The sequence below is a fragment of the Streptomyces sp. NPDC039480 genome (assembly GCF_055597165.1).
Genome location: NZ_JBVITX010000001.1, coordinates 945,123 through 957,485, shown reverse-complemented (window position 1 = coordinate 957,485; position 12,363 = coordinate 945,123). Strand labels below are relative to the sequence as shown.

Here is a 12,363-nt window from a genome sequence, read left to right as displayed (position 1 = left end):
ATGACGCCCGACACGCTCGCCGGTACCTGCCCCGAGTGCGAGACGGACCTGACCGTGCCGGCGATGGCCGAGGGCGAGACCCTGGCCTGTCCCGAGTGCATGCTCACGCTCCGCGTGGAGGACGTCTCCGAGGGCCGGATGACCCTGCACATGGTCGAGACGCGGCTCCGGGACTGGGGTCAGTGACATGGGGCGGACGGTCGCCGTCGTCGCGGACCGGGTCGGCTGGGAGGAACGGCGGCTGATCGACGTGGGCCCGGCCTTCGGTCTGCATCTGGAGTGGATCAACGACGAGTCGATGTGCCTGGGTCACCCGGACGCGCCGGCCCTCGCGGGCTACGACGCGCTGCTGGTACGCAGCCGGAGCTACACCCGTGGCGGACTCCTCGCCGCACTCGCCGAGGCCGCTGGGGCCCACACCATCAACTCCGCCCGGACGATCGGCATCTGTCAGAACAAGGCGGCTCTGCGCGCCGTGCTGCGTACCGCAGGCGTTCCCGTCCCGGACTTCCGACTCGTGCTCTCCCGCCGGGACTTCGAACTCTGCCTGCGGGAACTGCCGCTCCCCCTGGTCCTCAAACCCGTCTTCGGCGGCATGGGCAAACGGGTCACCCTGCTCCGGCACGCCGACACCGCCCCGTCCGTGTACGACTACGTCGAGGACCTCGGCCACGCCTTCGAGCAGGCGTGCCTGGTGGAGCCGTACCTGGGCGACACCTCGGTGCGCTGCCTGGTCGTCGGAGAAGAACTGCTCGGGGGCGCCGAGTTCACCTGCGACGCCACCGACTGGCGTACCAACGCGGCGCTGGGCGGCCGGACCCGCGCCGTCGCTCACGACCCGGAGCTGCGCGAGATCGTCGGTAGGCTGGTCGCCGAACTGGGGCCCGGCCTCTATGGCGTCGACCTCTTCCGCACCCCCGACGGCTATGTGGTCAACGAGGTCAATCACGCCCCGGGCTTCCGGGCGCTGGACGCGGCGCTCGGCACCGACATCCCGTCGTCCGTCGCCCGCCATGTCCGGGAGGTCCTCGCGTGATCCGTGCGGGAGTCGTCGGTGCCTCCGGGCTCGCCGGTGGCGAACTCATCCGGCTGCTCATCCAACACCCCGGCCTTGAGCTGACGTTCCTCGGCGGCTCCTCCAGCGTCGGCATGCGCCCCGGTGAACTCCACCCCGGCCTGCGCGTCGGCGGGGACCTGACGGTGCAGCATGTCACCGCGGACGTCGCCGACCGGCTCGACGTGGTCTTTCTGGCCACTCCCGCGCCGGTCTCTGCCGAGCTCGCCGCGCTGCTCGCGGACCGGGGCCCGGTCGTCATCGACCTCAGCGGCGCCTTCCGTATCCGCACCGGGCAGCTCCACGACCGCTGGTACCCGAAGGTGGCACGCCGCGCGGACCTCGTGGACCGCTTCACGTACGGGGTGCCGGAACTGATTGGCGATCAGCTCGACGACGCCGCGCTGATCTCGCTCCCCGGCTGCTACGCCACCGCGATCACCTTGGGCCTCGCCCCCCTCACGCACGGCCTCGACCTGCGGCTGAACACCGTGCTCGTGGACGCCAAGGGTGGATCGAGCGGCAGCGGTCTGCGGCTGCGCACCGCCGGTCTGCATCCGCTGCGCAGTGGCGCCATCACGCCCTACGCCCCGACCGGGCACCGCCATGCCGCGGAGGTCACCGACTTCCTGCGACGGACCCGCCCCGGCTCGGTCGCGTCCCTCAGCATGGCGGCGTACGGCGTCCCCACTGTGCGGGGCCTGCTGGCCAGTCTCTACGTGTTCACCGACCGGCCCGTCGGCCGACGTGAGCTGGAGCGGGCCTATCTGCGCTTCTACAAGGGGCACCCTTTCGTACGCCCACGACGGCACGCCGAGACGCGGATTCCGGTGCCCGACCCGCAGGCGGTCCTCGGGTCCAACTTCTGCGACGTGACGCCCCTCGTCGACGAGGAGGGCGGCCACATCGTCGTCCTCGCCGCCCTCGACAACCTCGTCAAAGGCGCCGCGGGCCAGGCGGTGCAGGCCGCGAACCGCCGGTTCGGCCTCCCCGAGGAGACGGGACTGACGATGCAGCCGGTGATGCCCGCGTGAACGCGACCCGGCACCCGTCGCCCGTGACCGTCGTCAAAGTCGGCGGCAGCTGCCTCGACACGCTCGGCGAAGCCTGGTGGGACGACCTGGCCCGGCAGGGACGGGAGCGCCCCTTGGTCCTGGTCCACGGCTGGTCCGGCCCGCTGCGGCGGCTCGGTCCCCGCCACAGCCGGCCGTCGGCGATGCTGCGCGACCGGTACGGCAACCAGAGCCGCTGGACCACACCCCAGGTCATCGACGACATCAGAACCGTCAGCTCGACGCTGAGCAAGGAAGTCCTCGAAAAGCTCCACGCGCGCGGCGTCGGCGCGGAGTGGCTGCTCGGCAGCGACGGGCTGATCGTCGCGGGTCCGGCCGAACGTCTCTGGTGGCGAGGCAGCCGACTCGTCGAGCTGGAGAACCTCGTCGGCCCGCCCGCCCGCGTGAACACCGCATCGCTGGGTGCCCCGCGGGCGGGCCACATCCAGCTGGTGACACCGCTGGCACGCAACGCGGCGGGCCAAGAGGTCAACACGGACGCCGACCGGGCCGCCGCCGCTGTCGCCGGCGCCGTCGGCGCCGCCGATCTGATCCTCGTCACCGACGTCACCCACCTCATGGTCGACGGGAAACCGGTGCACCGGATCACCGAGGAGGGCGCGAGCAGGCTGCGCGACACCGTGGTCACAGGTGGCATGCGCAAGAAGCTGCGGGCCGCCTGCGAAGCCCTGGAGCTGGGCGTGGCGCGGGTCGTCATCGGCGACGCGCCCGTCACGGACCTGCTCACCGCCCGTACCGGAACCGTCATCACTCGAGACTGAGGGGCACACACGTGGCCGCCCGTCCCCGCGTCCTGCTGGTCGACAACGGAACCTTGTCGCTCCCGCGGCTGCGCGCACGCCTGGAAGAGCTGGGATCGGCCACGGAAACGGTGGACACGGCATCGGTGCCCTGCCGGCTTCGCGGGCGCTACCAGGCGATCGTGCTGAGCGGCACCAAGGTGCGCGCCCACGACCGCGCGCACTACGAACCCCTGGTCAACCTGATCCGGATCACCGACGTCCCCGTCCTCGGGATCTGCGGCGGGATGCAGCTCCTCGCGGTCGCCGCGGGCAGTCGGCTCTCACCGGGACCTCAGCGGGTCGGCCGCAGCGAGGTGCAGGTCGACGCCGAGGAACCGCTCTTCGCCCATGTGCGGCCGACGGTGACGCTCTTCCAGCGGCACACCCTGTACCTGCGGGAGGCACCCCCGGGCTTCCGCGTCATCGGCCGCTCCGCGCAGGCGCCCGTGGAGTTCCTCCGCTCCGACGACGGCCGGCTCGTCGGCTCCCAGGCACACCTGGAGTTTCGAACGGACGGACGGGACGTACTACGCGGATTCACCCAGTTCTACGCATAGGCAGTCGGATGGGAGGACCTGTCCGACTGGATTTCTATTAACCCCAACGAGTGGCTCGAATTCAGATTGTCGGGAGCGGACCACAAGAATGACGGACCTCACGGCTGTTGGAGGTCTCGTGTCCCGCTCCGCCTCGCCCCCGTCGAACATGACAACCCTGGGGTGTGCCCTCTTCGCGACCCGTTGGCTCCAAGCGCCCCTGTACTTCGGCCTGGTGGCCGCGCAGGGCGTGTACGTCTACAAGTTCTTCAACGAGTTGTGGCACCTCATCCACCACGTCATCAGCGGGCACGCGGACGAGACGCACGTCATGCTCGCCGTCCTCAAACTCGTCGACGTGGTGATGATCGCCAATCTGCTGATCATGGTGATCGTCGGGGGGTACGAGACCTTCGTCTCGCGGATCGGCCTGCAGGGCCACCGGGACCAGCCCGAGTGGCTGTCGCACGTCAATTCCAATGTCCTGAAGGTGAAGCTGGCCACGGCCATCGTGGGGATCTCGTCGGTGCATCTGCTCCAGATGTTCGTCGACGTGCACCACACGCCTCAGCACGATCTGCTGTGGGGGACGGTCATCCACATGGCGTTCATCGCCTCCGCCGCCATCCTCGCGTACATGTCCGGGCCGATGGCGGCGCACGAGACGAGGACGCGCACCGTGAAGGAGGGTCCCCACGCCCTGGTCATCCCCGCCCAGCGGGACGGCGGCGCCGCGGAGGACGGCGGGGCGGTGACGGAGCCGGGGTCCGGTGCCGAGGAGCGCATCGAGGCCGCCGGATTTCCGGCCAGGAAGGTCCTGGAGATGTTCGACGAGGGTCATCTGCGGGCGCCCGAGCCGCATGTGATCACCCGCCTCGGGAAGGTCGACTTCGTCACCCGCAAGGCGAACGTGGTGCTGCTCGGCGGCCCCGGCACCGGCAAGACGCACCTGGCGGTCGCCCTGGGCGTACGGGCCTGTCAGGCCGGCCACCAGGTGCTGTTCGCGACCGCCGCCGAGTGGGGCACCCGGCTCGCGGACGCCAAGGCCGCGGGGCGGCTGCGCAAGGAGCTGGCCCGGCTCGACGCGTACGCGGTGCTCGTCGTGGACGAGGTCGGTTACGTGCCCTTCGACTCCGAGGTCGCCCACCTCCTCTTCCAGCTCGTCTCGCACCGCTACGAACGGGCCTCGCTGATCGTCACCAGCAACCGTCCGCTCGGCCGCTGGGACGAGGTGTTCGGCGACAGCGCCATGGCTTCCGCGACGGTGGACCGTCTCGCCCATCACGCGGAGGTCGTCGCGCTCGACGCCGACAGCTACCGCACACGCCGCCTGGAGGGCGCGCCGGTCGCGGGCTGGGAGGGGACCGGTCCGGTCTTCTGACGGCACGCGGCACCACTCGGTAACGCCCGGTCGGGTCCCGGCTTTCGGGCGGCTATTCCCCGGGAGGACACCGATTCGTTGAACCAGCATCAAACCTCAAGCACAAATTCCACACATCCCCTCTCCATAGCCGTCGCGATGGTCTAGATTGACCGTGCTTCAGCTGTTCGCACCTGAAGCAACCGGTAATGATCTATGGGTTCGACGCTACAACCAGCCAGAAAGCGCGTCCCCGCGCCCGGCACAGGGTGATCAATTCCTTGTGGCCCGAGAGCGGGCCCTGATGCGGGGAGCATCCGGGGCTTCGACGGCGGGTTGACCAAAGAGCGCTTGAGTGGCCGGAATAGCGTGCGCGGAAGGCGGGGGCCTTCCGTGGGGGAGAACAGTGCGGCGCGGGGGACGGTCGTCTCCCGGGGGGAAGTGTGGGCGAACGTGCCCAACCATGGGGTATCTGGGGGGTTTTGTGCGGCAGGGGGGATTAGTCAGCCCGATTCCGTCGGCGCGCGGGCGTCTGACGGACGGGACGATCAGCCGGCCCGCGATCGACTGGGAGCAGCGGTACAGACGTACCGTGATCACCAGCGATACCGTTGCCACCGCCTTCGTGGTGGGGGCGATAGGTATCTTCTTCGGGGCCCGGGACGCGGCCAACTGGCATGAGAAGTGGGGAATTCTCGCATTCGGCACCGAGCTGCTCGTGCTGGGGGCGCTTGCGGTGAACCGGGCGTGGGCTCCGGCTGTTCTCGGCCAAGGAGCCGAGGAATTCCGCCGACTCGGACGTTCATTGTTTGCGGCGGTCGTCGTACTCGCGCTCGGTGGAATAGCCCTCACCTCGCGCAATATCAAACTCTGGATCTTCGTCGCGATCCCCGCGATCGCACTCGTCACCATGACCGCGCGGTATCTGCTCCGCCTCCGGCTGCACAGAGAGCGGAAGGAGGGGCGGTGCCTGATACCGGTGCTCGCCGCCGGGAGTCCGGCCACCGTGCGCGACCTGATCACCCGGTCCCGCAAGCTTCCGCACCTCGGCTGGCGGGTGGACGCGGTGTGCACGACGGACGGCGTCGGGCTCGACGGCGGTCACCTGGACGGAGTGCCGGTCGTCGGTGAGCTGTCGGACGTCGCGGGCCACGTCCGCCGCGACGGCTATCGCGTCGTCGCCGTCACACCGGACCCGCACTGGTCACCGGACCGGCTGCAGCGGCTCGCCTGGAACCTCGAGGGCAGTGATGCCGAGATGGTCGTTGCCCCCGTCCTGATGGAAGTGGCCGGACCGCGGCTGCACGTCGACGCGGTGCTCGGGATCCCGCTGCTGCGGGTGAGCATGCCGGCCTTCACCGGGGGCCGCCGGGCGGTCAAGGCAGTCGTCGACCGGTTGGGCGCGGCGATCCTGTTGCTGCTGTTCACGCCGCTGATGGTGCTCGTCGGGCTGCTCGTGCTCATGGACAGCCGGGGCGGGGCGTTCTACCGCCAGCGCAGGGTTGGCAAGGGCGGCAGCGAGTTCACCATCCTCAAGTTCCGCACCATGGTCTCCGGGGCCGACCGGGCGCGTGCCGAGCTGGTCGACCTCAACGAAGGCGCCGGCCTGTTGTTCAAGCTCCGCCGGGACCCGCGGGTGACCCGGGTGGGAGCGGTGCTGCGGCGGTACTCGATCGACGAACTCCCGCAGCTTTTCAACGTACTCACCGGATCGATGTCGCTCGTCGGTCCGCGGCCTCCGCTGCCGGAGGAGTCCGCCGCGTACGGCCCGGACATCCGGCGGCGGCTGCTCGTCAAGCCAGGGCTCACCGGTCTGTGGCAGATAAGCGGACGCAGCGACCTGCCGTGGGAGGAGGCGGTCCGCCTCGACCTGCGGTACGTGGAGGACTGGTCGCTCGCACTGGACGCGGTGATCTTGTGGAAGACGCTGCGCGCGGTGCTCTCCGGGCACGGGGCCTACTGATGCGCGGCGGGCGGCGGCCCGGCTGTCCGGCCGACGCGGGGACCGCAGGCCGCAAGGGCCTGCCAGGGGGGAGGGAGACGTCATGAAGGTCAGCGTTTTCGGGCTCGGCTACGTGGGCTGTGTTTCGGCCGCGTGCCTGGCCAGCATGGGGCACGAGGTCATCGGGGTGGACGTGAACCAGGTGAAGGTCGACCTGGTCAACGACGGCAAGGCACCCGTGGTCGAGGAGCGGATCGGCGAGCTCATCGCCGAGATGGTGCGGACCGGGGCGTTACACGCCACCGATGACGTCCGCGAGGCGATCATGGAGAGCGAGGTGTCGCTGGTCTGCGTGGGCACGCCCTCGGAGCCCAACGGCAGCCTGTGCACCACGTATTTAGAGCGGGTCACCGAGCAGATCGGCGCCGTGGTGGCCGAGCGGGGCGGCCGCCAGACCGTCGTGTTCCGCAGCACCATGCTGCCGGGCACCTGCCTGAACCTGCTGGTGCCGATCCTGGAGAAGTACGTCGGCGGCACGGCAGGGGTGGACTTCGGGGTCGCGGTCAACCCGGAGTTCCTGCGCGAGGGCACGAGCGTGCGGGACTTCTTCGACCCGCCCAAGACCGTCATCGGCGAGCTCGACCCGGCGAGCGGTGACGCGGTGGCGGCGCTGTACGACGGTCTTCCCGGCGAGGTGTTCCGGGTGCCGGTCCCGACGGCCGAGGCGATCAAGTACGCGGACAACGCGTTCCACGGCCTCAAGATCGGGTTCGCGAACGAGCTGGGCGCGGTGTGCCAGGCGCTCGGGGTGGACTCGCACCAGGTCATGGATGTGTTCCTGGCCGACCGCAAGCTGAACATAAGCCCCGCCTATCTGCGGCCCGGCTTCGCCTTCGGCGGCTCCTGCCTGCCCAAGGACCTGCGCAGCCTGGTCCACGCGGCGCAGCGGGCCGACGTCTCGGTCCCCATCCTGTCCCATGTGCTGCCCTCCAACTCCGATCATCTGCAGCGCGCGGTGGACCTGGTCGAGCGGACCGGCAAGCGGCGGGTCGGCATGTTCGGTCTCTCCTTCAAACCCGGCACCGACGACCTCCGCGAGAGCCCGCTCGTCGAACTGGCGGAGAGGCTCTTCGGCAAGGGGTACGACCTGCGGATCCACGATGCCAACGTGAGCCTCTCCCGGCTGCTCGGCGCGAACCGCGAGTACATCGAGACCCGCCTTCCGCACCTCGCACAGCTGCTCGCGGGCTCCGTCGACGAGGTGCTCGAGCACGCCGAGGTGTGCCTGGTCGGCACCAAGGACCCGGCCGTGCTCTCCGCGTTGCCCCACGGTGACGAAGGACCTGTGCTCATCGATCTCATCCACCTTCCCGACGCCGACGCGCGCCGGACCGAATCGGGGTACGTGGGCCTTGCCTGGTGACATATCGCTCGGTGACATAACCGGCGGCGAACGGCCGAACCGACGCGCACTGATTCTCGTGGAGAACCTGTCGGTGCCCTTCGACCGGCGGGTGTGGCAGGAGTGCACGACGCTGCGTGACGCGGGCTGGCAGGTGGACGTCATCTGCCCGCAGGGGACCAAGCGGGACACGGAGCCGGAGGCGGAGATCGACGGGGTGCGGATCCACCGCTACCCGTTGCGCGCGGCCACCGGCGGCCCGGCCGGCTATCTGTGGGAGTACGGGGCGGCGCTGTGGCACACGGCCCGGCTGGCCCGCAAGGTCGGCCCGGTCCACGTGGTCCACGCCTGCAATCCGCCGGACCTGCTGTTCCTGCCGGCTCGGTGGCTGACGCGGCGCGGCGCGCGGTTCGTCTTCGACCAGCACGACCTGGTGCCCGAGCTGTACCTGTCCCGCTTCGACCGGGGCAAGGACCTGCTCTACCGCGGTGTGTGCGCCCTCGAACGGATGACGTACCGGGCCGCCGACATCGTGATCGCCACGAACGAGAGCTACCGGGACGTGGCGGTGAGCCGTGGCGGCAAGCGGCCGGAGGACGTCTTCGTGGTGCGCAGCGCACCCGCTGTCGACCGGTTCCGGCCGGTGGCGCCCGAGCCGGAGTTGAAGCGCGGCAGGCCTCATCTGCTGTGCTACCTCGGCGTCATGGGACCTCAGGACGGTGTCGACTACGCGCTGCGGGCCCTCGCGAAGCTGCGCGACGAGCTCGGTCGGACCGACTGGCACGCGGTGTTCGTCGGCTCCGGCGACGCATTCGACGCGATGGTGGAGCTGGCCGGGCGGCTCGGGCTCTCCGAGCAGGTGCAGTTCACCGGGCGCATTCCGGACGCCGACCTGGTGCGTTTTCTGTCCACGGCGGACGTGTGCCTCTCCCCCGACCCGCGCAATCCGCTGAACGACGTGTCGACGATGAACAAGGTCCTGGAGTACATGGCGATGGGCCGGCCGATCGTCTCGTTCGACCTCCGGGAGGCGCGCGTCTCCGCCGGTGACGCCGCCGTGTACGCGCCCGCCAACGACGAGGCCGCGTTCGCCAAGCTCATCACGGAGCTCCTCGACGATCCGGAGAAGCGGGCCCGGATGGGCGAGATCGGCCGGGAGCGGATCAGCGGGCAGCTCTCCTGGCGCAACTCGCAGGAGGCGCTGCTCGCCGCCTACGCCGCCGCCTGCCGCGGTCGGGCCGCGGTGTCGGCGGGCGGCCCGGGGCGGAAGCGGAGGAGGCCCCTCCGTTGAGCGATGACCCGATACGCCTGGTCACGGTCGGGCGGATCCTCCGTCGGCGCTGGCGGCTGCTCGCCGCCCTCGCCGTGGTCGGCGCGCTCGTCGGCTACGGCGTCTCCGTGGTGTTCCCGCCCCGGTACACGGCATCCGCGTCCGTGCTGCTGCCAGGGCAGTGGGAGGAGCGCGAGCTGCTCACCCAGGCGGAGATCGCCACCAGTTCCGCCGTGGTCGACCGTGCGGCCGCCTCGCTCGACTGGAACGACGTCAGCGGCGGCGACCTGCGGGACCGCGTGAGCGCCAAGGCCACCGACGGGAACATCATCAAGATCTCGGGTACGGCCGGCTCCCCGGAGCGCGCGCAGCGGCTCTCCGACCGGGTGGCCAAGGAGTTCGTCGCGTTCTCCGCGCGGATCGTGGGCGGAAGCACCGATTCCGAAGCCGCCGCGGGGCCCGAGGAACTGCGGCAGCAGGTGGTGGAGACCAACCGCCGCATCAGCGAACTGGCCGACGCGGCCGACCCGGGGCGGACCGTGGAGAGCGTGCAGGCCCGCACCTCGCTGGAGAAGCTGCGGACCTCGCTGGAGGACGCCATGAAGAAGCTGGACGAGGCCGACCCGGCGTCCGACACGGCCGGCATGGTCGTCATGGGTCCCGCGCCCCGGCCCACCGGCGAGGCTCCGCCGACGAGGGTGCAACTCATCGTCGCCGGGGCGCTGCTTGCCTTCCTGCTCACGGTCGTCGGCCATCTCGCCGCGGCGCGCCTGAACCGCCGGGTGCGCACCGAACCGGAGATCGCCGCGGCGCTGGGCTCGACGCTGCTCGGCACCGTCGACGTGCCCGAGGAACGGGCCGCGCGCCGGCCGACGGGCCAGGGCCCACGGGCATGGCTCCGCGGATTCCTCGGCCTCGACACCCGCTGGGACGTGCCGGCTCCGCAGGCCTCCGGCGACGAGGCCGGCCGACGGATCCGCTACCGGCGCGTGTGCGCCCGCCTCCGGAGCCGCCTGCCGGGCCCCCGGCGGCTGTTGGTCGTCGTCCCGGACGGCGACGACACCGCCCGCCGGGCCGCCGGTCAGCTCGTCACCGAGGCCAAGAGCGATCCGCTGCTGCGCGTGGTGGACGTACCGGTGGACCGTCCGATGGTGCCGGACCGCGACACCGAGAACGGCGCCCTGGTCGTGCTCAACGCGGGCAGTTGGACCGCGGGTGAGCTCGCCGGCCTCGCCGAGGCGTGCGCGGAAGCCGGACACGAGGTCGTCGGCTTCGTCGTCGCCGGCACGGTCCGGGCCCGTCCTTCGCGGTCCGCCGACCGTCCCGCCGAGAGCGCCACGCCGGCGCTCGCGGCGCGCGGCCACGCGACGGGAGGTGCGGAGTGACGACAAGCACGACTTCGGAGTCGTCCGCGGCCACCCCGCTGCTCGACCTGCACGCGCTGGTGGTCGCGGTGCGCAGGCGTCGCCGCCTCTGGTCCGTCATGGCGCTCCTCGGCCTGGTGGCCGGGGTGGCGGTGGCCGTCCTGCTGCCGCCCGCGCCGACCGCGGTGACCAAGGTGCTGGTCGTGCACCAGGACGATCAGCCCAACGACACCGGAACGCTGATACGCACCGACGTCGAGCTGCTCGGGACCACACGGATCGCCGGCAAGGCCCTGGAAGCCCTCAAGTCCCCGGAGAAACCCGAAGACTTCATGCAGGACTACCGGGGCACCGGCTTGACCAACAACCTGCTGCAGATCGAGGTGTCGGCCGACAGCGACGCGGCGGCGGTGGCCCGGGCCGAAGCACTGGCCGACGCGTTCGTCGCGGACCATGTGCGGCGGATGCGGGAGACCGCGAAGGCCGAGGCCAAAGCACTGCTCGACCAGCGTGACCGCATGCGGGACGAACTGGAGCAGGTCAACAAGGCGATCGGCGGCCGGTCGCCAGACAGCGACCCGACGGCGTCGGCGAGCATCGAGTCGCTCTTCGCCCGCCGGGCCGAACTCAACTCGCGGATCGCCGACTTCGACGAGCGCGCCGCCGAGGCGCGCACCGGCACGCCGAAACTCATCGCCGGCACGCAGATCGTGGACGCCCCGCGCGCGGTGCGGCACTCCCTGCCGAAGACCGCTGCCACCAACGCCGCGATCGGGCTCGTCCTCGGCCTCGTCCTCGGCCTCGTGCTCGCCGCGGTCGGCACGGTGGTCGCGGACCGGCCCGTGCTGCGCCGGGAGATAGCGGCGAACCTGGGGGCCTCGGTCGTCGCGGAGCTGCGCCGCACACCCCGCGGGCTTGCCGGGCGGTGGCAGCGCCGACGGACCCGGGCGGCGCGCGAACGGCTCACCGCGATGTTGGCCCGCACCGTGCGCGGCTCCTCGGAACCGATATCGCTGCTGGAACTGGGCTGCGCCCGCACCACCAGCGCGATCGCCCTCGACGTCGCCAGGGCGCTGGCGGCGGAGGAACCGGTGGTCGTCATCGACGGTCTGCCCGGCCCGGAGCTGGCCGACGGCCGCCGTGCACCGGGAGATCCGGACGTGGTCAGCGGAGAGCGAGCCGCGGCCGTGCCGCATCGCACGCGCCGGATCGGCGTCGGCTCGGTCGCGCCCGGCACGGCGTGGACCGACCTGCAGTACCTCGGCGGCCAGACCGTGCTCGTCGTGCGGGCCGGACACGGCAGCGCCGCATGGCTGCACACCGTGGCGCGGCAGCTCGCGGACCAGCTCATTCCGGTGATCGGTGTGGTGCTGGTCGACCCCGACCCGCGTGACAGGACCGACGGCACGCTGTGGGACGGGACGCGCACCGCGCTGCGCGGACGTCAGGAGCGGCCGGCCCGGCAGAACGTTGGGGGCACCTCCCACGCCGTTGAGGCAGTGGGGAAGGACCAGCCGCGGACGGAACGGCCGACGAGGCCGGCCGCACGGGTCCCGTACAGCGACCAGGAGGCGCGCTAG

At 71.1% G+C, this 12,363-nt stretch carries 11 protein-coding genes; all 11 read left to right on the top strand.

The genetic code is table 11. The annotated features are described in order from the left end of the window. Positions 1-186, top strand: coding sequence for a lysine biosynthesis protein LysW (locus ACZ56E_RS03520; protein WP_468606532.1), 186 nt, complete (start codon positions 1-3; stop codon positions 184-186). A 1-nt stretch (position 187) separates the two neighbouring features. Then, entirely contained in the window at positions 188-1,036 is an 849-nt protein-coding gene (locus ACZ56E_RS03515) for an ATP-grasp domain-containing protein (RefSeq protein ID WP_471210542.1), read from the top strand. Next, positions 1,033-2,088, top strand: a complete 1,056-nt coding sequence (gene argC, locus ACZ56E_RS03510) for an N-acetyl-gamma-glutamyl-phosphate reductase (RefSeq protein ID WP_471210541.1) — start codon at positions 1,033-1,035, stop codon at positions 2,086-2,088. Before ACZ56E_RS03515 ends, argC begins: the two co-directional genes overlap by 4 nt. Positions 2,089-2,111: 23 nt before the next feature. Continuing rightward, the gene (locus tag ACZ56E_RS03505; RefSeq protein WP_471210538.1) at positions 2,112-2,888 is read left to right on the top strand and encodes an amino acid kinase family protein; all 777 of its coding nucleotides are present in this window, start codon (positions 2,112-2,114) and stop codon (positions 2,886-2,888) included. Between the two features lie 11 nt (positions 2,889-2,899). After that, positions 2,900-3,466 (top strand): type 1 glutamine amidotransferase, encoded by a 567-nt coding sequence (locus tag ACZ56E_RS03500; RefSeq protein ID WP_471210536.1) that lies wholly within the window; start codon positions 2,900-2,902, stop codon positions 3,464-3,466. Positions 3,467-3,614: 148 nt separating this feature from the next. Next, a complete protein-coding gene (gene istB, locus ACZ56E_RS03495; RefSeq protein WP_471211525.1) occupies positions 3,615-4,826 on the top strand; it encodes an IS21-like element helper ATPase IstB in 1,212 nt (403 codons plus the stop codon). A gap of 463 nt (positions 4,827-5,289) precedes the next feature. Further along, positions 5,290-6,768: a sugar transferase gene (locus ACZ56E_RS03490; protein ID WP_471211522.1), complete on the top strand. Its 1,479-nt coding sequence runs from the start codon at positions 5,290-5,292 to the stop codon at positions 6,766-6,768. An 82-nt stretch (positions 6,769-6,850) separates the two neighbouring features. After that, complete coding sequence (locus ACZ56E_RS03485) at positions 6,851-8,170, top strand: nucleotide sugar dehydrogenase (RefSeq protein WP_471210533.1); 1,320 nt, start codon at positions 6,851-6,853, stop codon at positions 8,168-8,170. After that, positions 8,160-9,440 carry a glycosyltransferase family 4 protein gene (locus ACZ56E_RS03480; RefSeq protein WP_471210531.1) on the top strand — a complete coding sequence of 427 codons (1,281 nt, stop codon included), beginning with the start codon at positions 8,160-8,162 and terminating at the stop codon, positions 9,438-9,440. The genes ACZ56E_RS03485 and ACZ56E_RS03480 overlap by 11 nt, the downstream gene beginning before the upstream one ends. After that, positions 9,437-10,804 carry a Wzz/FepE/Etk N-terminal domain-containing protein gene (locus ACZ56E_RS03475; protein WP_471210530.1) on the top strand — a complete coding sequence of 456 codons (1,368 nt, stop codon included), beginning with the start codon at positions 9,437-9,439 and terminating at the stop codon, positions 10,802-10,804. The genes ACZ56E_RS03480 and ACZ56E_RS03475 overlap by 4 nt, the downstream gene beginning before the upstream one ends. Beyond that, the gene (locus ACZ56E_RS03470; protein WP_471210528.1) at positions 10,801-12,363 is read left to right on the top strand and encodes a Wzz/FepE/Etk N-terminal domain-containing protein; all 1,563 of its coding nucleotides are present in this window, start codon (positions 10,801-10,803) and stop codon (positions 12,361-12,363) included. Before ACZ56E_RS03475 ends, ACZ56E_RS03470 begins: the two co-directional genes overlap by 4 nt.